The organism is Rhodanobacter sp. UC4452_H20 (assembly GCF_052978205.1).
Window position 1 is genome coordinate 3,721,684 of the sequence record NZ_CM129662.1, and the last position, 22,866, is coordinate 3,744,549.

The 22,866-nt window shown below is 69.5% G+C and carries 15 protein-coding genes; 3 read left to right on the forward strand and 12 right to left on the reverse strand.

Annotated features, from left to right (window positions below; all coding sequences use genetic code 11):
- Nucleotides 1–21: 21 nt before the first annotated feature.
- From pdxA to ACVCMC_RS17015, 6 genes are all read right to left on the reverse strand, one after another.
- A complete protein-coding gene (pdxA, locus tag ACVCMC_RS16990) occupies nucleotides 22–1,020 on the reverse strand; it encodes a 4-hydroxythreonine-4-phosphate dehydrogenase PdxA (protein ID WP_447098162.1) in 999 nt (332 codons plus the stop codon).
- A 5-nt stretch (nucleotides 1,021–1,025) separates the two neighbouring features.
- Complete coding sequence (locus tag ACVCMC_RS16995) at nucleotides 1,026–2,375, reverse strand: peptidylprolyl isomerase (protein WP_447098163.1); 1,350 nt, start codon at nucleotides 2,373–2,375, stop codon at nucleotides 1,026–1,028.
- Between the two features lie 33 nt (nucleotides 2,376–2,408).
- Nucleotides 2,409–4,811 carry an LPS-assembly protein LptD gene (locus tag ACVCMC_RS17000; protein ID WP_447098164.1) on the reverse strand — a complete coding sequence of 801 codons (2,403 nt, stop codon included), beginning with the start codon at nucleotides 4,809–4,811 and terminating at the stop codon, nucleotides 2,409–2,411.
- A 97-nt stretch (nucleotides 4,812–4,908) separates the two neighbouring features.
- Nucleotides 4,909–5,829 (reverse strand): histone deacetylase family protein, encoded by a 921-nt coding sequence (locus ACVCMC_RS17005; protein ID WP_395120084.1) that lies wholly within the window; start codon nucleotides 5,827–5,829, stop codon nucleotides 4,909–4,911.
- An 8-nt stretch (nucleotides 5,830–5,837) separates the two neighbouring features.
- Nucleotides 5,838–6,410, reverse strand: coding sequence for a cob(I)yrinic acid a,c-diamide adenosyltransferase (locus tag ACVCMC_RS17010; protein ID WP_395120083.1), 573 nt, complete (start codon nucleotides 6,408–6,410; stop codon nucleotides 5,838–5,840).
- Nucleotide 6,411: 1 nt separating this feature from the next.
- Complete coding sequence (locus tag ACVCMC_RS17015; protein WP_395120082.1) at nucleotides 6,412–7,011, reverse strand: hypothetical protein; 600 nt, start codon at nucleotides 7,009–7,011, stop codon at nucleotides 6,412–6,414.
- 99 nt (nucleotides 7,012–7,110) lie between these two features.
- Here ACVCMC_RS17015 and ubiH point away from each other — a divergent pair, with 99 nt between their 5' ends.
- The 3 genes from ubiH to ACVCMC_RS17030 all read left to right on the forward strand — a co-directional run bounded on the left by ubiH (nucleotide 7,111) and on the right by ACVCMC_RS17030 (nucleotide 10,413).
- Nucleotides 7,111–8,334 (forward strand): 2-octaprenyl-6-methoxyphenyl hydroxylase, encoded by a 1,224-nt coding sequence (ubiH, locus tag ACVCMC_RS17020; RefSeq protein WP_447098165.1) that lies wholly within the window; start codon nucleotides 7,111–7,113, stop codon nucleotides 8,332–8,334.
- A complete protein-coding gene (locus tag ACVCMC_RS17025; protein ID WP_447098166.1) occupies nucleotides 8,331–9,542 on the forward strand; it encodes a UbiH/UbiF/VisC/COQ6 family ubiquinone biosynthesis hydroxylase in 1,212 nt (403 codons plus the stop codon). The genes ubiH and ACVCMC_RS17025 overlap by 4 nt, the downstream gene beginning before the upstream one ends.
- 82 nt (nucleotides 9,543–9,624) lie before the next feature.
- Entirely contained in the window at nucleotides 9,625–10,413 is a 789-nt protein-coding gene (locus ACVCMC_RS17030; RefSeq protein WP_395120079.1) for a dienelactone hydrolase family protein, read from the forward strand.
- 10 nt (nucleotides 10,414–10,423) lie between these two features.
- Here the strand turns inward: ACVCMC_RS17030 and ACVCMC_RS17035 are convergent, their stop codons facing one another.
- The 6 genes from ACVCMC_RS17035 to ACVCMC_RS17060 all read right to left on the reverse strand — a co-directional run bounded on the left by ACVCMC_RS17035 (nucleotide 10,424) and on the right by ACVCMC_RS17060 (nucleotide 22,479).
- The gene (locus ACVCMC_RS17035; protein ID WP_395120078.1) at nucleotides 10,424–12,316 is read right to left on the reverse strand and encodes a GGDEF domain-containing response regulator; all 1,893 of its coding nucleotides are present in this window, start codon (nucleotides 12,314–12,316) and stop codon (nucleotides 10,424–10,426) included.
- 198 nt (nucleotides 12,317–12,514) lie between these two features.
- Nucleotides 12,515–13,582 carry a uroporphyrinogen decarboxylase gene (gene hemE / locus ACVCMC_RS17040; protein ID WP_447098167.1) on the reverse strand — a complete coding sequence of 356 codons (1,068 nt, stop codon included), beginning with the start codon at nucleotides 13,580–13,582 and terminating at the stop codon, nucleotides 12,515–12,517.
- Between the two features lie 21 nt (nucleotides 13,583–13,603).
- A complete protein-coding gene (locus tag ACVCMC_RS17045) occupies nucleotides 13,604–13,864 on the reverse strand; it encodes a WGR domain-containing protein (protein WP_395120076.1) in 261 nt (86 codons plus the stop codon).
- A 106-nt stretch (nucleotides 13,865–13,970) separates the two neighbouring features.
- A complete protein-coding gene (locus tag ACVCMC_RS17050; RefSeq protein ID WP_447098168.1) occupies nucleotides 13,971–17,720 on the reverse strand; it encodes a translocation/assembly module TamB domain-containing protein in 3,750 nt (1,249 codons plus the stop codon).
- A gap of 263 nt (nucleotides 17,721–17,983) precedes the next feature.
- Nucleotides 17,984–19,759: an autotransporter assembly complex protein TamA gene (locus tag ACVCMC_RS17055; RefSeq protein ID WP_447098169.1), complete on the reverse strand. Its 1,776-nt coding sequence runs from the start codon at nucleotides 19,757–19,759 to the stop codon at nucleotides 17,984–17,986.
- Between the two features lie 119 nt (nucleotides 19,760–19,878).
- Nucleotides 19,879–22,479 carry a glycosyltransferase family 2 protein gene (locus tag ACVCMC_RS17060; protein WP_447098170.1) on the reverse strand — a complete coding sequence of 867 codons (2,601 nt, stop codon included), beginning with the start codon at nucleotides 22,477–22,479 and terminating at the stop codon, nucleotides 19,879–19,881.
- Nucleotides 22,480–22,866 lie beyond the last annotated feature (387 nt).

Sequence of the window (22,866 nt, forward strand, 5' to 3'; positions counted from 1 at the left end):
CGCGAGCGGCTCTCTCGCTCCTCACTCCTCTCCACTCACTCCTCGCCTTCGCGCCACCAGCGTCATGGCGAGGTTGGCTGCGGCGATCAGGCTGGACGGATCGGCGCGGCCGGTGCCGGCCAGATCCAGCGCGGTGCCGTGGTCCACCGAGGTGCGGATGAAGGGCAGGCCCAGGGTGACGTTCACGGTGCGATCGAACGCTTCGCTCTTCAGCACCGGCAAGGCCTGGTCGTGGTACATCGCCAGCACCGCGTCGTAATGCGTGCGTTGCGCCGGCACGAAGGCGGTGTCGGCGGGCAGCGGGCCGAGCAGCTGCATGCCCTCGCCGCGCAAGACGTCCAGCACGGGGATCAGCGTATCGATTTCTTCCCGGCCCAGGTGGCCGCCCTCGCCGGCATGCGGATTGAGTCCGAGCACGGCGATGCGTGGCTGGTCGATGCCGAACTTGCCGCGCAGTTCGGCGTCCACGATGCGCAGCACGCGGGTCAGCAATGCGGGCGTGATCGCCGCCGGTACGGCCGACAGCGGCAGGTGGGTGGTGGCCAGCGCCACGCGCAGCTGCGGGCTGGCCAGCATCATCACCACCTCGGCGCCCGCGCGTTCGGCGAAGAATTCGGTGTGTCCGCGGAAGGCGACGCCGGCATCGTTGATCGAGGACTTCTGCAGTGGCGCGGTGACCACCGCGGCATAACGGCCGGCCATGCAGCCGTCGGCGGCCTCGGCCAGGGTGGCCAGCACGTGGCTCGCGTTGCGCGGGTCGGGGTGGCCGGGCACTTCCCTCGTCGCCAGCGGCACGTGACGCACGCGCAGCGCGCCGGCGGCGCGGGAGTCTGCCGGTGCGCCGTCGTCGTCGATCAATTCGAGGTGCATGCCGCAGCGTGTCGCCGCGCGCTCGAGCAGGTGGCGGTCGGTGATCGCGACGAGGCTTGCCGCCAGCGACGTGCCGGCCAGCCGCACCAGCAGCTCCGCACCGACGCCGGCCGGCTCGCCCGCGGTGACGGCCAGCCGGGTGAGCGCCATCGCGCTCAGCTGGCCTGGGGTGCGGCGCCGTCGGCGGGCGCCTGCTCGGGCTCGCGCAGGGACGGCACGAGGATTTCGATGTAGGCGTTGGAACGCAGGTCGCGCAGGTAGTCGTCGTAGACCTGCTCGGCCTTGCGGTTGCCGATGGCCTGGCGCGCCTGGTTGCGCTCGATCTCCACGGTCTGGTCGCTCTGGCGCGTACCCAGGCGCTGCAGCAGATGCCAGCCGGCTTCACTCTGGAACGGCTCGGATACCTGGCCGTCCTTCAGCGAGGCCAGCTTGGCGGCGATCGTCGCGCCCCACGCCGAGGGCTGGAACCAGCCCATGTCGCCGCCGATGTTGGCGGTGGTGTCGTCCTTGGAGAACTCCTTCGCCAGCGCGGCGAAGTCCTCGTGCTTGTCGACGATGCGGTGGTACAGGTCCTGCGCCTTCTGCTGTGCCTGGGCGGAGCTCAGCAGCTCGCTCGGCTTGATCAGGATCTGCCGCGCGTGGTACTCGGTGACGATCTTGCGGTCGCCCTTGCGCTGGTCGACGAGCTTGAGGATGTGGAAGCCGGTCGGGCCGCGCAGGATCTGGCTGACCTGGCCCGGCTTCATCGTGACGACCGTGTCGGCGAACGCCGGTGGAATCTCGTCCATGCGCCGCCAGCCGAGGTCGCCGCCTTCCAGTGCATCGGAAGCGTCGGAGTAGCGGATCGCGGCGGCGCCGAAATCCATGCCGCCCTGGACGGCGGCGGCGGCCTGCTCGGCCTTGGCCTGGCTGGCCTGGATCGCCGCGGCGTCCGCGCCACCGGGGATGCTCACCTGGATGTGCGCCAGGTGCACTTCGCCGGCCTTGTAGGTGGGGCTGTCGAGCAGGTTGTCGATCTCGCTGTCGGTCACCGAGACCGAGCTTTGCACCACGTTCTGGTGCAGCCGCTGCACGGTGATCTGGTCGCTCAGTTCCTTGCGGAATGCGGCGAAGCTGCCGCCCTGCTGCTCGACCGCCGCGCGCAACTGCTCGGGGGTGAGCCGGTTCTGCTGCGCCACCCCCTGGACCGCGCGGTCGACGTCGGCGCTGGACACCGAGATGCCTTGTTCATGCGCGCGCTGCACCTGCAGGCGCATCAGGATCAGCCGGTTCAGCACCTGCCGCGTCACCACGTCCATCGGCGGCAGTTGCCCGCGGCCGGCGTACTGCTGCTGGATCGTGCGCACCGCGTCGTCCAGCTCGCTCTGCAGGATGACGTCGTCGTTGACCACCGCGACGATGCGATCGAGCGACTGGTTCGCCGGTGCGGCCGACTGCAGCAACTGCGCATGGGCAGGCACGGCGATCGCCAAGGCGAGCAGGAGGGATGCAAGGAATTGCTTCATCGAGAAAAAAGCCTGGATCGCCGAGGCGATGGATTATTGATAGCCGAGAATATCACGGCGCAGCAGCGGTTCGATCTGGCCGCCGGTCGAGCCCAGCCCCTTGAATACGATTTCGAACATGATCGCGTTGTCGCGCCGATTGAGGTTGCTTCCGGAAGGTGGCGACGTGGTGCCGTAGTAGGACTGGTTGACGTAATTGCGGTCGACCAGCCGCAGGGTGACGCAACAGCTGTCGTACTCCACGCCAAGCATCGCGTCGACGGTGCCGCTGGGGAGCTTGTAGGTGGTGTCGATCGCCGGGGCAAACGCCCAGGCGCCGAACAACCGCCACCTGTCCGACAGCGGATAGACCGCCGAGGCGCTGTATTGTTCCAGCCGGCCGCGCCGATAGTGGTAGGCGAGGTTGACGATGCCCGCATCGCCGAGGCGGCGCTGCAGACCGAACGTGGCCGCCTCCACGGCGCGGCTGTTCGGGCTCCACTGCCAGGAACTGTTCACCCGCCAGCGGTCGTTCAATTGCAGGTCGAGCTGGGCCACGTAGGCCGAGCCGGTCCAGTCGGTGCCCAGCACGCGTTGCCGGCTGAGGTAGCGGATCTGGCCGATGCTGGCCGACAGCCGCTCGACGCCATCGTCGTCCAGCAGGCGCGTGGTCAGCGCCGCGGTGACGTTGTTCGCGTCCATCTGGCGGTCGGCGCCGGAGAACTGGTTGGTCGAGAACAGTTGCCAGTAGTCGAACGACATCAGGTTGGTGTCGAACAGCGGCAGGTTGTCCTGGTCGCGGTACGGCACGTAGAGGTAGTACAGGCGCGGTTCCAGCGTCTGCGTGTAGTGCGTGCCGAACAGCGAGGTGCTGCGGTCGAACATCAATCCCGAGTCGAGGCTGACGATCGGCAGCGAGCGGGTCGGCGACTGCTCGGTGAATGGCGACACTGCCGTGCCGCTGAGCCGCCCGAATCGCCCGTAGTCCTGGTAGCCGTCGCTGAGCTGGTAGGCGGTGTAGCGCCAGGCCAGGCGCGGCCGCACGAACCACGCGGCACTGCCGAAATCGGCCGCGAGGTAGGGGTAAAGGTCCTCGCGCTGTCCCTCGACGTAGCCGGGCTTGCGGAACATCACCGCGCTGGTGTCCACGCCGGCCTGCAGCCAGCGCGACAGCGGCACTTCCGCGCTGAACAGTGCATACGGCAGCTGCCGGTAAGGCAGCGCGGAGTCGGTCGCGAACGGGTTGGTGTTCTGGTAGGTGGTGGCGCCGAAGGAGGCGTCCCACCACTTGCCGCCGCCGCTGATCGCCGCACCGGAGCGCAGGCTGTACACCGGGCTGTGCGACATCGCATTGCCGTAGTCGTACAGGTAGCTGGCGTCGGATACGTGGTTGTACGTCCCGGTGAAGCGCCAGCCGTCCCACAGGGCGGTGCGGTCGGAGAAGGACACCAGGTGGCGCGACTTGCCGGTGGTGTCGGCCAGGCCGTCGCTCTTGCCGCGGTCCTCGGGCACGTACTCCACGTTGAGCTGCCCGCTGCTGCCGGGCACCAGGTAGCGGAACTCGCCCGCCAGCAGCGGGCCGCGGCGGCTGTAGTAGCGCGGGTCCAGCGTGGCGTCGTAGTTCGGCGCCAGGTTGAAGTAGTAGGGCGTGCTGAGCTGGAAACCCGCGCGGCTGGTGTTGCCCAGCGTGGGGTAGAGGAAGCCGCTCTTGCGCCGGTCGTCGGTGGGGAAAGTGAAGTACGGCAGGTACAGGAACGGCACCTTGCCGATGCGCATGGTGGCATCGCGCGCCACGCCCACGCCGCTGGCCTTGTCGATGCTGATCGACTTGGCGCGGAACTCCCACACGTGGTGGCCGACATCGCAGGTGGAATACGTGGCCATGGAATAGCGGGTGCGCTCGGCATCCAGCATGTGTCCCTGGCGCGCCACGCCATTGCCGCGCGATTCCAGCATCTGGTAGCGCACGTCGTCGGCCACACCGCGGCTGGCATTGGTGTTGCCGCGCAGGTGCGAGGCGGCGAGCAGTTGCCCGGCCTCCTGGTAACGCACGTTGCCGCGCGCATCGTAGTCGGTGGTCGAGTCGTTGTAGTCGAGCGTATCGGCCTGCAGCTGCTGGTCGGCGCGCTGCAGCAGCACGTCGCCGGAGAGGTGGTAGACCGACTGGTCGGAGCTGTCCACGTGCTGCGCGGTGACGTGCGCCGGTGCGGTCGCGCGCTGGCTGCTGTCCCGGCTCAGCGTCGGATCGTAGAACTCCAGCAGCGCGTTGGGCCGGCACATCGCGTAGTTGAGCGGGCGCGGTGCGCAGTGGAACGAACCCAGCGGGCAACTCTGGTCGGCCGGGTCCGGCGCCTTGCGTGCCGCCGGGGCGGCGGAGGCGGCGGGAAGCTGGCCGCCGAAGAGCGCCAGCGCGGCGGCGACTGCCAGCAGGCGACGTGGAGGAAACGTTGATGTCACGATGGAACCTGCCGACCTCGAAGGCTGGTCAAGTTAGCAGAAACGCCCCCTCCGATGCGTCCGCGCGTTCAGCGCGGGCTTGGCTGCGGGCGCCGATTCACTCCATCAGGGCCTGCACGTGGGCGGCGGCGCTGGCGGCCAGGGCGGCGAGGTCGTAGCCGCCTTCGAGGGTGGAGACGATGCGCCCCTCGGCATGGCGGCGGGCCAGCGCGACCAGCCGCTCGGTGAGCCAGGCGTAGTCTTCCTCGCTCAGCCGGATGTCGGCCAGGGGGTCGTTGGCGTGGGCGTCGAAGCCGGCCGAGATCAGCAGCAATTGCGGCCGGAACGCGTGCAGGCGCGGCAGCAGCACGGCATCCCACAGTTCGCGGAATTCATGCGAGCCGGCGCCGGGCGACAACACGCCGTTGACGATGTTGCCGCAGCCGCGCTCGTCCTCGTGGCCGCTGTCCGGGTACAGCGGCGACTGGTGGCTGGAGGCGAACAGCACGCGCGGCTCGCGTTCGAAGATGTCCTGCGTGCCGTTGCCGTGGTGCACGTCGAAATCGGCGATGGCGACCCGCTTGAGCCCGTGCGCGGCCAGCGCGTGGGCGGCGCCCACCGCGACGTTGTCGAACAGGCAGAAGCCCATCGCCCGCTCGCGCGTGGCGTGGTGGCCGGGCGGGCGCACCGCGCAGAAAGCGCGTTGCGCGCTGCCGCCGAGCACCGCATCGACCGCCGCCACCACGGCGCCCGCGGCGTGCAGGGCCGCCTCGGTCGAGCCGGGGCCCATCACGGTGTCCTGGTCCAGCGCCAGCATTTCGCCCGCCGGCGCGCCGAGCAGGACTTCGCCGATGTGTCCCGCGTCGTGCACGCGCAGCAGCTGTTCGCGGGTGGCCGGCGGTGCCTCGACACGGTCGAGCGCGGCGTAGCGGTCGTGATCCAGCGCCTGCAATACCGCATGCAGTCGCGCCGGCCGTTCCACGTGGCCCGGCCCCGGATCGTGCCGCAGGCAGGCGGAATGGGTGTACAGCCGCAGCATGCGGCAGCTCAGGCGGAGGGTTTGGGCTTGGGGCGGCGCTCGTGCTGCCACAGCACTTCGCCATGGCCGCTGGCGCGCGCCAGCACCCGCGAGATCACGAACAACAGGTCCGACAGCCGGTTGAGGTAGCGCTGCGGCTGGGTGCGGATATCCTCCACCCGCGCCAGCGCGATCACCTCGCGCTCGGCGCGGCGGCACACGGTGCGCGCCAGGTGGCCGCAGGCCGCGGCCATGCCGCCACCGGGCAGGATGAACTCCTTCAGCGGCGGCAGCGGCTCGTTGAGCCGGTCGAGGATGTGCTCGAGCCGTTCGATGTCGCTGTCGTTGACCATCGCCATACCGGGGATGCACAGCTCGCCGCCGAGGTCGAACAGGTCATGCTGCACCTGGGTCAGTACCTCGCGCACCTCGTCGGTGACGCCATCGGCGGCCAGCAGCATGCCGATCGTGCTGTTGAGCTCGTCGACCGTGCCGTAGGCGTTGACCCGCGGCGAATCCTTGCCGACGCGCGAGCCGTCGCCGAGGCCAGTCGACCCATCGTCGCCGGTGCGCGTGTAGATCCGCGAGAGGCGGTTGCCCACGTCAGTGCCTGGCGTGGTTGCTGCGCGGCGCGGCGTGCGTCAGCTGGGTTGCCAGCGCATGCAGCAGCGCACCCAGCCCCACGTAGACGGCGGTGCCGGTGAGGAACGGCAGGTACCAGTCGCCAAGGTTGCCGAACCACGCACCGAGGCTGCGCGGCGCGGGAACGCTGGCGCTGAGCCAGTAGAAGCTGCCGTTGGAGATCAGGTAGCAGACGCCCTCGGCCACCAGCAGCGTGCCGGCCGCGAGGCCCAGCGTACGCAGGTTCAGGCCCTGCTGGTGTTTCGCCAGCCAGCTGCCACCCAGCCACAGCGCACCGTAGGACGGCAGCAGGAACCAGTAGGCCGGGGACACGCAGTAATGGCTCCAGAAGTCGATGCCCTGGCCGCTGATCACGAGGTAATCCACCAGCACGGCTTCCGCCATCAGCAGCGGGAAGGCCCAGCGGCCCTGGCCGCGCAACCAGAAGCCGGCGAGGAAAAACACGCCCCACGAAGCGTCCCACAACGCATGATGCAGCAGCGAGGGGTGGAAGCGGGTGACGCCCATCACCAGGGCCAGGCCCAGGAAGATGACCAGGCGTCGGGTCGTTGAGGTTGCCATGGGAACTCCGTGCGGCGCTGCGGGATACAGGCGTGCAAGTTTAGCCCAATGCGGCCGGCCCGATGCGTCGGTGCGGCGTCGACGCGTATCATCCGTGGCATGAATCCCTCCGGCTCCCCTGTTTGCGGCAGCGTATTGATCGTCGGTGGCGGCCTGGTCGGTGCCAGCCTGGCGATCGCACTGGACGCGGCCGGTGTCGCCGCCACCCTGGTCGAGACCGCCGCGCCGCGCGCCGATGCGCAGCCCAGCTACGACGAGCGCAACCTCGCGCTGGCCAGGGCCACCGTCAACGGGCTCGACGCGATCGGCGTATGGCAGCACGCTGCCGCCCGCGCCACGCCGATCCGGCACATCCGGGTCAGCCGTGCCGGTGAATTCGGCAGCGCGCGCATCGACGCAGACAAGCAAGGCGTCGACGCGCTGGGCTGGACCCTGCCGGCGCGCGAACTCGGCGCGGCCCTGCTGCGCCGGCTCGACGCCTGTACCCGGCTGACCCGGCTCGCCCCCGCCACGCTGTCCGCGCTCGAACCGCTGGCTGGCGGTTGGCGCGCGCAGGTCAACACCGCCGACGGCACACGCCACATCGACACGCCGCTGCTGGTCGGCGCCGACGGCACCGGCTCGTTCGTGCGCACGCAACTGGGCATCGACGCCGAGCACCACGATTATCGGCAGACCCTGTTCGTCTGCACCGTCACCCCCGAGCGCGATCACGCCAGCCGCGCCTTCGAGCGTTTTTCCGATGCCGGTCCGATCGCCTTGCTGCCGCTGGCCGAACGCCGCTGCGGGCTGGTGTTGACGGTGGCCGCGGACGAAGCGGCTGCGGTGGCCGCACTGGATGACGCCGCCTTCATCGAGCTGGCGCAGCAACGCTTCGGCTGGCGCCTGGGGCGACTGAGCCGACCGGGCAGGCGCCATCCCTACGCGATCCACCGCGTCGCGGCGGCGCAATTGATCGCATCGCGCGCGGTGCTGATCGGCAATGCCGCGCAAACCGTGCATCCGATCGGCGCGCAAGGCTTCAACCTGGGCTTGCGCGATGCGCTGACCCTGGCCGAGCTGGTGGCCGCGCAGGCCGATCCCGGCGACGCGGACATGCTCGCCCGCTATGCAGCACGCCGCGCGCCGGATCGCGAAGGCACCATGGCGATGAGCCACGGCCTCGTGCAACTGGCCTGCCTGCGGCAACCGTTGCTGGCACCGCTGCGCTCGCTGGCCTTGCTGGCCTGCGACCGGTTGCCGCCGCTGCAGCGGGCGCTGGCGCGGCGCGGCATGGGCTTTCGCGGTACGCCGCCGCGCGCCGTGCTGGAGCGGGTGCCATGAACGCCGCCATCGGCGAGGTCGCCCCGCGCCGCCGCGCCGCGGCACTCGACGTGGCCGTGGTCGGCGGCGGCATGGTCGGCGCGGCGGCTGCACTCGCGCTGGCCCGCGCGGGTTTCAGCGTCGCCCTGCTGGAAGCACGGGCGCCGCGGCCGTGGTGCGCAGATGCCGAGGTGGACCTGCGCGTGGTCGGGCTGGCGCCCTCGTCGATCGCGCTGCTGGATGACATGGACGTCTGGACGTCCATCCGCCAGGCGCGTGCCTCGGCCTACCGGCGCATGCATGTGTGGGACGACGCCAGCGGCGCGTCGATCGACTTCGATGCCGCTGCGGAAGGTCGCGACCTGCTCGGCTGCATCGTCGAGAACAGCCTCGTGCAATGGACGCTGTGGCAGGCGCTGGAAACAGCTGGTGTCCGCCGGCTGTGTCCGGCCGAAGTGACGGCTTTCGAGGCGCGCGACGATCGCATCCAGTTGCAACTGGCCGATGGCGCGACGCTGCCTGCTGCCGTGCTGGTGGCCGCCGACGGCGCCGGCTCGCCGCTGCGCCAGCTGGCCGGCATCGGCACGCGCGGGCGCGATTACGCGCAGCGTGCGGTGGTGGCGCATGTAGACACCGAGCGCGCGCATGAAGATACGGCGTGGCAGCGCTTCCTGCCGGGCGGCCCGCTCGCCCTGTTGCCGCTGGCCGACGGGCGCAGCTCGATCGTGTGGTCGCTGCCCGAGGCCGAGGCGCAGCGCGTGCTGGCGCTGGACGACCGGCGCTTCTGCGACGAGCTCGGCGCCGCCAGCGATTTCCGCCTGGGCCGGATTACCGGCAGCACGGCGCGCGCCGCGTTTCCGTTGAAGCTGCAACTGGCCGAGCGTTACCAGGCCGAGCGCTTCGTGCTGCTGGGCGACGCCGCGCATGCGGTGCATCCGCTGGCCGGGCAGGGCGTCAACCTGGGCCTGCGCGACGTGGCCGAGCTGCGCGACACCCTGGTCCAGGCGCGTGCGGCAGGCCGCGACATCGGCGCTGAACACGTGCTGCGTCGCTATGCGCGGCGCCGGCGCAGCGCCGACACGCTGGATGCGCTCGGCTTCGACGCGCTCGCGCGCATCTACGCCTGGCAGTCGCCGCCGCTGGTCGCCGCGCGCGCCGTCGGCGTGCGCTTGCTCGATCGGCTGGCGCCGTTGAAGCGGCGCCTGTCGGATCACGCCGCAGGACTTTAGATCTTTGCCCTCGCCTGCGACCGAAGGAGGTTCCTCGGGAACGCGCAGGGGAGGGCAGCGTAACGCCACCGGAGGATCGACCATGCGCATCGCCCGACTCTGCTGTCTGCTGTTGCTTGCCGGATCAAGCCTCGCCGTCCAGGCGAAGATGGTGCATCGCCCGGTCGAATGGACGCAGGACGGCACCCGTTTCCACAGCGTGCTGGTCTACGACGACGCCACGCTGGTCAAACGCCCCGGCCTGGTGATGGTGCCGAACTGGTACGGCGTGAACGACGCGGCCGTGAAGAAGGCCGAGATGATCGCCGGCAAGGATTACGTGATCCTGCTCACCGACATGTACGGTGCGGACGTGCGCCCGACCACGAATGCGCAGGCGCAGGCCGCGGTGAAGCCGCTGTATGGCGATCGCGCGCTGATGCGCAAGCGGATCGGCGTGGCGCTGGAGCAATTGAAGGCACAGGTCGCCGGCGCGCCGCTCGATCCCGCGAAGCTGGCGGCGATCGGTTTCTGTTTCGGCGGCTCGGCGGTGCTCGACCTGGCGCGCAGCGGCGCTGACGTGGCGGCGGTGGTGTCGTTCCACGGCGGGCTGGCCACCGACGATCCGATGCTGGCCAAACACATCAAGGCGCGCGTGCTGGCGATGAACGGCGCCGACGACAAGGGCACCATGCCGGACGCAGGCAAGTTCATGGACGAGATGCGCATGAGCCCCGCCGATTGGCAGTTCGTGGTGCTCGGCCACGCGGTGCACTGCTTCACCGAGGTCGGCGAGAACTCGCCCGGCTGCCGCTACGACGCCGCGGCCGCGGCGCGCAGCTACCGGCTGATGCACGACTGGCTGGATCACGCGTTCGCCGGCACGCCCTGAGGCGTCGCGCTCAGCCTTCCAGGTAAAGCTTGCCGTCCTCGTAGCGGCAGGTGCGGTTGCGACCCTTCTTCTTGGCCGCGTAAAGCGCCTTGTCGGCGGCGTTGACCAGGGCGCCGGGGTCGGCCATGCCGTCCTCGCGCGCGGCCAGGCCGATACTGATCGTCACGCCCAGTTGCTGGTCCTCGACGGCCACCCGCAGGCCGGCCACCGCCTTGCGCAGGCGCTCGGCCGCGTGCAATGAGGAGGACAAGTCGGCATTGCGGCAGATCACCAGGAACTCCTCGCCGCCCATGCGGCACACGGCGTCCTCCTTGCGCGCGGAGCGGCGGATGGTGCGGGCCACTTCGAGCAGCACCTGGTCGCCTACCGCGTGGCCGTGGGTGTCGTTGACCTCCTTGAAGCGGTCGATGTCGATCATCATCATCGTCACCGGATCGCCGGAGCGTTCGGCCATGCTCCACGCCTGGGCCAGCGACTCCATCCCCGCGCGCCGGTTCTGCAGGCCGGTGAGCTGGTCGATCAGGGCGTAGTGCTGCAGCTTGCGGTTGCTCATCGCCAGTTCGGCGGAGAACCGCTTGAGCTGCGCGCGGTCGTGCTCCCACTGGTTGAGCAGCTTCACGTACTGGCGCGCCGCGCCCATCCGCAACGGCAACATGCGGGCGGCCTGGGCCGGGCTCACGCAATCGTTGATCTGCGCCTCGGTGGCCAGGCGGATTTCGGTTTCGGACGTCACGCTGGCCAGCACGATCAGGTAGATCGACTGGCCCCACGGCGTGGCGCGCAGCGCGCGGCACAGCGCCCAGCCGTCCAGCCCGGGCATGCGCGAGTCGGCGATCACCACCTGCGGCATCAGCTGCACGGCCAGCGCGAGGCCTTCCTCGCCGCTTCCGGCCGAGTGCACCACCTGATCGGGCATGCCGCCGAGGATCTCCGCCAGCATCGCGCGCACCGGCGCCGCGCTGGCCACCCACAGCACGCGCGAGACCTCCACGGCGGGCGCGTTGTCAGCGGCGGCGGCCGGGGTGGCGACGAGGTCGGTGAAGGCCGACACGTTGTCGTCGGGAACTTGCAGCACCGCGCTCCAGTCGTGCCATTGCGCATGCACCTGGTCGAGCAGGATGCCGAGTTCGCCGGCGTCCAGGCCGATCTTGCCGCCCAGCAGCATCAGCTCGCCGATGTGCTGGGTACGCTGCTCGTCCGGCGCCAGGCTCAGGTCGGCCAGCCGCCTGGCCAGGTGGAACAGCCGGGTGAGCTGGTACGGACGCGAGCCCTCGGCGAAGCTGGCCGACTCGACGTTTTCGTGGAAGAACACCGGCTCGGCCAGTGCCCGCGGGATGCCGCAGTCTTCGAGGATCACCGCGGTGAGTTCGTTGTGGTCGACGTGCAGCAGTTGCCGCTCGGCCTCCACCGTGGTCTCGCCGCCGCGTTGCAGCAGCTGCGCGTATTCCTCGGGGTACAGCGTGGCCAGCGCCAGCTGCCCGATGCGGGCGAGCAGGCCACAGGCGAACAGCTCATCCGGCGACGCGAGCCGCACCCGCTTGCCGAGCTCCTGCATGGCCACCGCCATCAGCAGCGAGTGCGACCAGAAGCGCGGGTAGTCGAAGCTCTTGCAGGCGCCGCTGCGGTACTGGTCGACCAGCGAGAAACCCATCGCCAGCTGGCGCACGGCGGCCAGGCCGAGGCGAATGATCGCCTCGGGGATGCTGGCCAGCGGGCGGCCGCCGATGCTGGCGGCGTTGGCCATGTGCAGCAGGCGCCCGCTGGTGACCGGGTCGCTCTGCACCAGGCGGCTGATTTCCTCCAGCGTCGCGTCGTCGCGGCGACTGATCTGCATGATCGCCAGCGCCACACCCTTCGGGCTGGGCAGGCCGCCGTTGATTCGCAGTTGTTCGATGGCCTTCATGCAGCTGCTCGTTGGGTCGATGACGCACACGGTACGCGGGATGCGGGCGGATGTGCGACTGCCGCGCATCTCATGCCGGGCCGCGAGGCATTCGGCCTGCCGCAGGCCGCGGCCTGGCTGCTCGCACCGGGGTCCATGCCACTGGGGTATCGGCGTCGCGTCGCCGATCTTGAGTGCCGCGCGCGCGCCGGTCCTCGATCAGGCGCGCAGCGTGCGCCCGTAGGCGTGCACCTCGTCCACCAGCACCTTGACGTGCTCGGGATCGACCTCCGGGGTGATGCCGTGGCCGAGGTTGAACACGTGGCCGGGGTGGTTGCCGTAGCTGTCCATCACCGCGCGGGCCTCGCGGCGGATCACCGCCGGGCTGGCGCGCAGGATCGCCGGATCGAGGTTGCCTTGCAGCGCCGCGCGGCCCGCCACGGCGGCACGCGCGTCGGCCAGGTCGACCGTCCAGTCCACGCCAAGCGCCGCGCAGCCGCTGTCGGCCAGCGCCGCCAACTGGCCATGGGCGCCCTTGGAGAACAGGATCACCGGCAGTTCGCGCGAAGCGGCGTGCTCTTTCAGCGCGGCCACGATCCGCGTCATGTAGCGCAGCGAGAACTCGCGGAACGGCGCCGGGCCGAGCAGGCCGCCCCAGGTGTCGAAGATCATCAGCGCCTGCGCGCCGGCCGTGGCCTGGGCGAGCAGGTAGGCGGTCACCGCCTGGGCCAGCGTGTCGAGCAGCTGGTGGGCGAGTTTCGGCTCGTTCCAGCACAGCGTCTTGAGCGTGGCGAAATCGCGCGAGCCGTGGCCCTCGACCATGTAGCAGGCCAGCGTCCACGGGCTGCCGGAAAAACCGATCAACGGCACGCGGCCGTGCAGTTCGCGGCGGATCAGCCGCACCGCGTCCATCACATAGCGCAGTTCGCCATCCATGTCCGGCACGGCGAGCCGGGTGATGTCCGCCGCGGTGCGGACGGGGCGCGCGAACTGCGGGCCTTCGCCGTGCGCAAACGAGAGGCCGAGGCCCATCGCGTCGGGAATGGTGAGGATGTCGGAAAACAGGATCGCCGCGTCGAGGTCGAAACGCCGCAGCGGTTGCAGGGTCACTTCGCAGGCGTATTCCGGGTTCTGCGCCAGGCCCATGAAGCTGCCGGCGCGCTCGCGGGTGGCGCGGTACTCGGGCAGGTAGCGGCCCGCCTGGCGCATCACCCAGATCGGCGTGGTGTCGGTGGGCTCGCGGCGCAGCGCGCGCAGGAAGCGGTCGTTGTTCAGGGCATCGGGCATGGCAATCAACGGTGAGGGATTTCAGCGCCCGTACGGGCCTTCCTGGCCCTGGGCGAACATCAGGCGGAAGCCGCGCTTGAGCTGCGCGTCGCGGGTCTTCTCGAACGCGGCAATGGCCGCGTCGCGTTCCAGGAACTGCTCGCGCTTCATGGTGGCGCGCCCGCCCTGGGTGCCCGACTCGCGGTACAGCGTCCAGCCGCCGAGCAGATCCTGCTCCAGCGTGATCTGGACATAGCGCGGCGTGTCGGTACTGCCGGGCACGGATTGCAGGTAGAGGCGCATGGTTTTCCGAAACGGTGCGGACGTGATTGCCGCAGCACCCGCCATTCTAGCGGGCCGGGCCAGGGCCGTCTGCCGCCGCAGCAATCCGTCGGCGGCCGCGGCGGCCCTATCTTTCGAGCCGGTAGTTGAGGCTGGCGCGGCTGAACTCGGTGGCCTGCTGCGCCTCCAGGTTCCAGCGCTTGCTCAGCCGATAGCGCAGGGTGATCACCTCGCCCGGCTCGAACAGGCCCACGCCGTAGCTGAGATAAAGCCGCGGCGAAAGATACTTGCCGACGGTGAACGCCGAACTGCCGCCGAGCGCCTCGTTGCTGGACACGCCGATGTCGTCCAGCCCCAGCTGCGAGCCGATCCGCTTGGCGAGCAGGTCGCCCGCGGCCGAACCCAGCGCCTGCGCCGCGGCGCTGACCATGCTGCCTTCGCCACCCTTGACCTCGGACAGCGGCTTGCCGGTGATCAGGTACGACAGCGCGTCGGACTGCTCCATCACCGGGTTGGAGAACACGGTGAGGATCGGCCGCTGCGCGGTGCCGGAGACGTACAGGCCCACTTCCTGGCCCTCGTCGATGGTGGCGTTGGGGTTGAGCTTGCGCACCGCACGGATGTTCAGGCCGGGGTTGTCGATCGGCGTGCTGGCGAACAGCAGCTGGCCGCGCTGGATCTGCAGGTCCTGTCCGTACGCGCGGTAGGTGCCGTTCACCGCGATCTGGCCCTGGCCGATGGTGGCGCGGCCAGGCTTTTCGATCACCGTCAGCACGCCGCTGAGGCGGCCGTCCAGGCCCATGCCGGTGACGTGGGTCTGCTCGCCCAGGTTGACCTTGACCATCGCGTTCAACGGCGTGCCGCTGGCGGCGCCCTGCGCCTGCCGGGCGTCCACCACCACCACGTCGGGCGAGGCGACGCTGGCGCCGGCGCCGGGCAGCTTGTCCACGTTCACCCGTGCACGGTCGAGGCTCACCGCGCCGGTGATGTCGATGCCGTTGGCGCCTTGCTGCACGAGCAGGTTGGGCGAGAGCACCACGCTGGCCGCAGGGATGTCCACCGCGGTGAACTGGCTGCCCTTGATGGTGAGTCGCGTGGGCTGGGCGCCGTCGAGGCTGGCGCTGCCGTCCACCGCGACACTGCCCTTGCCCGACTGCACGCTGCCGCGGATCTGCAACTGCTGTCCGTCGAACGTGGTCACGTGGAGTTGTCCCTGCGCGAGGGTCAGCCCGGCGGCGGGAATCTCCGCGGTGAAATCGCCCAGCTCGGCCTGGCCCGTCAACAGCGGTTGCGCCAGGCTGCCGGCGAACTGGAAGCGGCCGTCGGCGCGGCCCTTCACGTTGGCCAGTTCGTGGCTGAGCAACTCGACGAAGGCGAGGTTGCCCAGGTGCAATTCCAGCTGGCCGCTCAGCGCCTGTTGCGCGCCGGCGATGCCGAGCTGACCGTCGATGCGGCCGCCATCGTTCAGCGCGGCATGCAGGTCGATCTGCTGGCGCTGCGGCGTGAGGTCGGCGTCGAGCTGCAGGCGGTCGTAGCGCAGCAGCGGCGCGCGCGTGTCGTCGGTGTAGCTGATCGCGCCGTGCGCCGAGCCGATCGACGCCCGGCCGCTCAGCGCGCCGGCTGCGCTGCGGTGGATCTTGCCGCTGCCCTCGATGTCGCCGTCGGCGCGCAGCGGCAGGTCGGCTTCGCCGGTGGCGTTCAACAGCAGCGCCAGCGGCAGGGCCTGCAGCCGATAGCTGGCGTCGAGGTTGCCGGCCTTGTCGCGGCGCGCGCTGGCGCACAGCAGTGGGTCGCCCGCGGTGAGGCACAGGTCGGCAAGCTGCATCGCGCCATCGTCGTAGCCGAGCTGGGTGGCATGCTGCAGACGCCACGGCGGCAGGCCCTGGGGTTCCAGATTCAGCGTCGACAGCGTGCCGCTCCAGCGCGAACCGGCGAGCGCGCCGTGCAGGTCGAGCGTGCCGGACAGCTGGCTGCCGCGCGCCTGCACTTCGAGCCGATGGTTGGAATCGCTGCCTTCGGCCAGCGCGTGGATATCCTGGAATGTCAGCCCCTGCACGGTAGTGTCATCCAGTTGCAGGTCCAGCTTGCCGGCCACGCGGCTGATGTCCGGCAGCCCCACGATCAGGCGCAGGCGCCGTGCGCGCTGCTGCTGCCAGGCCAACGCCTCTCCGTGCAGCTGGCCGTTGATGCCGAGCTTCGGCAGCTTGCCCTGGATTCGCAAATGGCCGTCCAGACGGCCGCTGGCATCGGGCAGCCAGTCGCCGAGCGAGGCGATCGCCAGTTGCAGTTCGGCGTCGTTGCTGGCGCCGGGCCGCGCGGTCAGTTGCAGCGAGCTGGGACCGGAGGCCAGTTCCAGCCGACCGTCCAGCACCCGCTGCGGCGACAGGTGCAGCTTGCCGTGGCCGCTGACCGCGCGCTTGCGCAGGTTGCCGGCGAGCTTGCGGATGTCCAGCGTGGCGTCGAGTCCGTCGGCCGTGCGCCGGCCCTGGCTGGCGATGTCGGCATCGAGCGCGCCGTCCCAGTGCGCCAGCAACTGGCCAGGGTCGAAGGCCTCGGCGCGGACCTCGGCCTGCCACGCCAGCCCCGGTTGCAAGGTCAGCTCGGCGTGCGCCTGGAGCCGGCCCTTGGCTTGTTTCAGGTCGAGCGTGCGCACCTGCAAGCGCTGCGGCGTGCCGTCCAGTTCCAACGCCAGCTGCGCCAGCTTGCCGGGCGGACCCAGCGCGAGATTGCCTTGCACGCGGTACGCGTCGACGCTGCCCGTGGCCTTGAGCTGGCCGTGGCTGGCCAACTCCCGACCAGCCAGCTCGGCCGGCAGTTGCAGGTCGGTCCAGCCGATCTGCAGGTTGGCGGCGAGTGGCTTGGCGTCCAGCTGCACGGTGCCGCTCGCTTCCACGTTGCCCTTGAAGCGCGGCGAGCCGAGCCGGAGTCGTTCGAGCGTGAGCGTGTGGTAGTCGGGGTCGAACCGCGCGCGCAGCGGTTGCAGCAGCACGCGGTACTGGTTCAGGTCGAGCTGGCCTTCGAGCGTGCCGCCGTGGCGGTTGCCGTGCCCCGCGAGCGAGAACGCCAGCGATTGCAGCGAGCCTTCGCCGAGCAGCGGCGCGGGGTCGAAACGCGGCGCCTCGAGCGTGCCGCTCCAGCCGAATTCGCCAGCCTGGGCGAGTTCGGCGTGCAGCTTCATCGGCGCCGGTGCGGTGAGCGCGCCATCCAGCGTGGCCCGCCTGCCGTCGCTGTGGATCGAGAGCGTGCCGGCGACATCGGTGTCGCCGGCTTTCCACGCAAAGCCCAGCGTGCCGTTGCCTTGATAACTCTTGCCGAAGACCAGCTCGCCGGCGAGATCGGCATGGCCGTCCGGTGCGCGCAGCGCGAGCTGGCGCAGCGCGATGCCGCGGTCGGTCCAGCGCCCGGCCAGGTCGAGCCGATCGGCGGCAAACACGTCCTTGCCCGCCTGCGTCACCTTGATCGGGCCGACGTGCACGCGATCCAGGATCAGCTCCACCGGCAGATGCAGCGACAGGCTGCCGGAGCTTGCGCTTTCATCGGTGCTGGCGGCGGGCAACGCCACCGTGACGCGCTCCACGTCGAGCGCGGTCAGGTGCACGCGCTTGCCCAGCAGCGACCAGAAGCGCAAGTCCAGCCGCACCGTGGCCAGATCCACCACGGTGCCGTGGCCGTCGTCGTAGCGCACGCCGGAAAGTTGCAGCGGCCCGGCCAGCCGCCCCTGCGCCTGCTGCACCTGCAACGTGCCGCCACTCAAGGATTGCGCACGCGCCAGGGCGAACCGCAGGCCCGGAGCGGTGCCGAGCAGCCACCACGACGCCAGCGTCGCCACCAGCAGCAGCGCGACAGCGGCGACGGCAATGCGCTTGATCCACTTCATGCCGTCAGCCTGCTCCGCTTGCCGTTTACGCGGATGGAATTTCCACTGCCGTTCGCCCTGAGCGTAGCGAAGCGCACGCGGGGAGGGGCCATGGATGGCCGCTGCTTTGGGGAGCGAGGAAGTCGAAGGGCAGTCTTCCGCGGGGCGCCCTTCGACTTCGGCCTTTCAGGCCTGCGCTCAGGGAGAGCGGTGGTGGGTGAGGTGTTTGTGGTGAGCGTCATGTTCAATAGTCAATAGTTCAGCCTTTCCCGAATCCCGGCTGCTCACAGATCCGGCCCGATCACCACGTGCAACTCGATGCCGTGATGGTCCGAATCGTGGATCGGCGTGCCGAGGTCGAGCCGGACCATGCCCACCGGCGAGCGCCAGCGCAGGCCCAGGCCGGCGCCGATCTTCGGGCGGAAATCGGTGCCGGTGTAGGCGTTGCCGGCGTCGACGAAGGCGGCCATGCCCCAGTTGCGGGTGAAGTAGTGCTCCACCTCGGTACCGGCCACCAGCAGGTTGCGTCCGCCGATGACGCGGTCGTAGCTGTTGCGCGGGCCGATCGACTGGTAGCCGTAGCCGCGCACGGAGCGGTCGCCGCCGGCGAAGAAACGCAGTTGCGGCGGCAGCGCGGCGAAGTCGTCGGTGCGGGTGATGCCGGCGCTGCCGCGCAGGATCAGCCGGTTGCGCTGTTTCGCTCCGAACGCGCGGATCCACTTGGCGTCGGCGCTGACCTGATTGAAGCTCGCGTCGGAGAGCAGGCTGCCGGCGGTGCTGCGCGCGGCCAGGGTCAGCGACCAGCCGCGGTGCACGAAGGCGGGGTTGTCGGCCTGCTTGCGGGTCAGCGAGGCTTCGGCGAACACCTCGGTGCTGCGGCCGTGCTCGATGCCCGGCGTGTTGTCCGGTTCGCGCCCGCGCTTGCCCACGGTGAAGGTGCCGGCCAGCGCATGCACGCCCAGCGTGCGCGTCCAGCCGTGCCACTGGCGCGTTTCGTTGCCGACCAGCTCCAGCGTCCGCGATTGCGAGGTGTCGGTGTCGGCGTCGCGGAAATTCGCGCCGACGTTGTAGCTGCGCTGGTCCGGGCCGGGCAGCGGGATGGTGTACATGGTCGAGAGCGTTTTCAGCCGCTGCGCCACCACCAGTTCGTTCTTCCACTTGTGCCCGCGCCGGTTGACCCAGCGCCGCTCGATGCCGCCGCGCACGCCGAAGCCGGTATCGGTGCCGATGAACGGGCCGCCGGTGTAGATCGTGCGCTTGGCCGGGGCCAACTGCACGGTGACGTCGACGACGCCGTGCTTCGCCTCGTCGACGTCGGGCAGCACGTTGACCACGGCAAAATAGTCCGCGCCGTTCAAGGCCTGCTGCAGGGTCAGCAACTGGTCCTGTGAAAAATAGTCGCCGGACTGGAACGGAACGTAGCGGTCGAGGAAGCCCTCGTTGAATTGCGAGCCCTCGAAGTGCACCTGGCCGTAGCGATAGCGCGGGCCGACTTCCCACCCCAGCTTGACCACCGCGCGCCGCTCGCCGCGGTTCACCTCCACCCGGTGGGTGAGCAGGCGGGCGTCGAGGTAGCCGTTGGCGGTCAGCTGCGCGCTCATGGCGTCGCGCGCCTCCTCGTAGGCTTCGTGGTTCAGCGTCTTGCCGGCGAGCCGCTCGATCGCGCGGCGCGCGCGGCGGATCGGCGCGATCCTGCCCGCGGCATCATCGAGCTGCAGTTCGACCTTGGCCACCTTGACCGGCTCGCCGGGCGTCACATGCACGTCCACCCGCCAGTCCGCACCGACCTGCCTGAGCTCGCCGGTGACGCTGGCGTCGTAGTAGCCGTAGGGCTGCAGCGCCGCGCGCACCTGCTCCGGCACGCGCTGGTACAGGCGCGCGGCCTGCGCGGCGGTGACCTCGCGTTTGGCGTACTGCGACAGCTCCAGGCGGTCGATCACCGCCGCCTTCAGCGGATCTTCCACGCCGTCCACGTGCAGCGCGACGCCCGCGTGCGCCAGCGAAGCCAGCGCAAGCAACGGCAACAACAGCAGGCTCAGGCGTCGGCGGCATCGGCGCATGCGCGAAGGGCGTCCTTGGACGGGATGACAGGTCGCCGCAGCTTACCCAAATGGGCGTAGGGCTCGCATGAATGCCGGCAGGTGGCTTCGGTGCCCGGGCCTGCGGGCCACGCTGGATTTCAACCGGCCTTGTCGCCCGATCGATGCGCGATCCACGCACCGGTCACCGCCGACACGTAGGGGATCGACTGCGCGGCGAGGATGATCATCCACAACGTGCCCTCGATGTAACGCGTGCCGAACGCCTCGGCCATGCCGGCGATGCACAGCATCAGCGCCAGCGCCATCAGCAACTCCTCGCGCACCGGCGCGAACGCGGCGAAGTTGCTGCCGCCCAGGCGGCGGCTCTTGGCGGTGACCACGAACGAGGTCTTCTCGCGGGTCAGTCCGTGCAGGATGCCGCGGGCGATCGCGTGGGAGAGGCCCATGCTGGCCAGCGAGGCCATCAGCGTGTCGCGCCAGCTGCAGGGCACGCGGGCGCGGTACAGCACGATGCCGAAGATCGCCTTGGCGAAGAAGAAGCCGATCACCGGGATCAGGAACAGCTGCATCGGCAGGCTGAAGTACTGCGGAAAGGCGACCATGCCGGCGGTCCAGAACAGCGCCATCAGGGTGAAGATCAGATGCAGCGCGTCGGCGAACCAGCTGAACCAGCCGGTGAGGAAGTGGAAGCGCTGGCCGGCCGAGAGCGGGCCCTTCTGCGTCATCCAGTGCCAGCGGCCCTTGAGGATCTGCATCGCGCCGAAGGCCCAGCGGTAGCGCTGGCTCTTGTACGCCTTGAAGTCGGCCGGGGTCAGGCCCTTGCCCATCAGTTCGTCGACGTAGACCAGGTCGTAACCGGCATGCATCAGGCGCAGGCCCAATTCCGCATCCTCGCAGATGGTCCACTCCGACCAGCCGCCGGTGCCTTCCAGCGCGCTGCGCCGAACCATCGTCATGGTGCCGTGCTGGATGATCGCGTTGCGCTCGTTGCGGTGGTGCATGCCGATGCGGAAGAAGCCGTCGTACTCCCACGCGGTCATGCGGCGGAACGTATTCTGCTCGAACTCGCGGTGCGCCTGCGGGCACTGCACCACGGCGACCTTGGGGTCGTGGAAGTAGCCGGTGAGCGTGGACAGCCAGTCGGCGCGCACCTCGTAGTCGGCGTCGATCACCGCCACCACGTCGGCCTCGGGCGCGGTTTCCTTCAGGCCGAAGTTCAGTGCGCCGGCCTTGTAGCCTGGCCACGGCGCCAGGTGGAAGAAGCGGAAGCGCTTGCCGAGCTTTTCGCAGTACGCCTGCACCGGCTGCCACACCGCCGGGTCCTTGGTGTTGTTGTCGATCACCAGCACTTCGTAGTTCTGGTAATCCAGCGCGGCCAGCGAATCGAGCGTGACGATCACCATCTCCGGCGGCTCGTTGTAGCAGGCCAGGTGGATCGACACGAACGGCTGCTGGTCCGGATGATCCGGCGTCAGCATGCCGGCGTGGCGCATCCACTTCGGCCGCCACAGCACCTCGGTGAACTCGAAGCCGTTGATCAGCAGGATCGCCAGGATCGCGATCTGCGCCGGGAACAGCAGCGTGAGCATGGTCCAGTCGACCCAGCTCAGGTAGAAATTGAAAGGCAGCGTCGCCGCCCACACGATCAGTCCGCAGGCGAGCTGGATCAGCGCGCAGAAGAAGAACTTTCCGACCAGCTTGAAGCGGCTGAAGCGGCGCGCAAACAGGATCATCGGCAGCAATGCCAGCAGGCTCGCCGCCAGCGCCTTCCACGGCCAGGCGGTGTCCTCCACCACCGGCCCGGTCAATGGGAACTTCAGTTGGCGGTCGGCGTTGAAGATGCCCCAGTACGCGCCGGTGCGGCCTTCGCCGAGGTTCTCCTTCCACGGCTGGTCGAACGCTTCGAGCAGGTAGTACTCGATGTGCGCGGCCTTGGCCCGGTTCATCCAGTCGCGGACGAAGATCGCCTCGTTGGAGGTCGACGGGTCGGCGTATTCGTGGCGGTCGCCGTTCGACGGCCAGCCGATCTCGCCCACCACCACCGGCTTGCCGGGGAATCGCTGCACGATCGACTCGTACGCGCCATAGGCCGCGTCCACCGCGTTGTGGCGCACCACGCCGTTCCAGAACGGAAACAGGTGGATGGTGATGTAGTCCACGTGCTGCGCCAGCTCGGGGTACTTCAGCCAGATGTAGTCCGGCTCGGCGATCGACACGGGCTGGCGCACCGCCGCGCGCACGCGGTCGAGGTAGGCCATCATCTGTTCCGGCGTGAGGTCGTTGCGGAACAGCACCTCGTTGCCCACGATCACGCGGGTGATCGTGTCCGGGTAGGCGCGCGCCTTGGCGATCAGCAGCTCGATCTCGCGTTCGTTGTTCTCCAGCCGTTTGTCGATCTCCGCGCCGGCCATCACCTTCAACCCCTGCTGCTGTGCCAGCCGGTACACCTGCGGGTTCTGCTGCATGGTGTAGGTGCGGATGTGGTCGGTGTAGCGGTGCAGCAGCTTGAGGTCGGCGCCGAGCTCCTCGTCGCTCGGGTAGCTCTGCTTGAACGGGCTCTGGTAGCGCTGGAAGAACGACACCGCGAAGCCGCTGATCTTGCCGTGCCAGTCGTCCGGCCCGTGCGGGTAGTTGCCCCCCCACCACAGCGCGATGTTCAGCGCCGCCGCCAGCAGGGCCAACACGATGGCGGTGAACAGCGGATACCGGCTGTTGGAGTTGGCTGCGGTGGCGCTCAAAAAAATCCCCGGCGGAGCCTGCGCAACAGGCGGTGGAGCCTGCGGAGCTTAACCAATGCGGGGCCTCCGGCTCAATCGAACCGCCCGGCGCCGGTCAGCGCCAGGTCAGGGCCGATGGCCGTGGCGGCGGATCCGCGGCGGGTCGCGGCAGGAGATCTGGGCGACCATGTGCTCACCGATTGACCGGCGGGGCGGCGGAATGCGTTGACACGATTGTCGGGAAAGGGTTCGCCGTCAGTCCCGCAAATGCCCCTGTCGTCAATCCGCAGATTGAAAGCATCTCGCGGGAATGGCTTCGCCGAGGGAGATTCCCCGCGGCGATGTTGGCAAATCCGCCTTGCAACCCGTGCACGCTGAACGAAAGTTCCTGCTGATTCGCTGAGCGTT

Bases quoted from the DNA above. Each gene is read 5' to 3' on its own strand.
- pdxA (WP_447098162.1), bottom strand. From the start codon at position 1,020: ATGGCGCTCACCCGGCTGGCCGTCACCGCGGGCGAGCCGGCCGGCGTC.
- ACVCMC_RS16995 (WP_447098163.1), bottom strand. From the start codon at position 2,375: ATGAAGCAATTCCTTGCATCCCTCCTGCTCGCCTTGGCGATCGCCGTG.
- ACVCMC_RS17005 (WP_395120084.1), bottom strand. From the start codon at position 5,829: ATGCTGCGGCTGTACACCCATTCCGCCTGCCTGCGGCACGATCCGGGG.
- ACVCMC_RS17015 (WP_395120082.1), bottom strand. From the start codon at position 7,011: ATGGCAACCTCAACGACCCGACGCCTGGTCATCTTCCTGGGCCTGGCC.
- ubiH (WP_447098165.1), top strand. From the start codon at position 7,111: ATGAATCCCTCCGGCTCCCCTGTTTGCGGCAGCGTATTGATCGTCGGT.
- ACVCMC_RS17025 (WP_447098166.1), top strand. From the start codon at position 8,331: ATGAACGCCGCCATCGGCGAGGTCGCCCCGCGCCGCCGCGCCGCGGCA.
- ACVCMC_RS17030 (WP_395120079.1), top strand. From the start codon at position 9,625: ATGCGCATCGCCCGACTCTGCTGTCTGCTGTTGCTTGCCGGATCAAGC.
- ACVCMC_RS17035 (WP_395120078.1), bottom strand. From the start codon at position 12,316: ATGAAGGCCATCGAACAACTGCGAATCAACGGCGGCCTGCCCAGCCCG.
- hemE (WP_447098167.1), bottom strand. From the start codon at position 13,582: ATGCCCGATGCCCTGAACAACGACCGCTTCCTGCGCGCGCTGCGCCGC.
- ACVCMC_RS17045 (WP_395120076.1), bottom strand. From the start codon at position 13,864: ATGCGCCTCTACCTGCAATCCGTGCCCGGCAGTACCGACACGCCGCGC.
- ACVCMC_RS17050 (WP_447098168.1), bottom strand. From the start codon at position 17,720: ATGAAGTGGATCAAGCGCATTGCCGTCGCCGCTGTCGCGCTGCTGCTG.
- ACVCMC_RS17055 (WP_447098169.1), bottom strand. From the start codon at position 19,759: ATGCGCCGATGCCGCCGACGCCTGAGCCTGCTGTTGTTGCCGTTGCTT.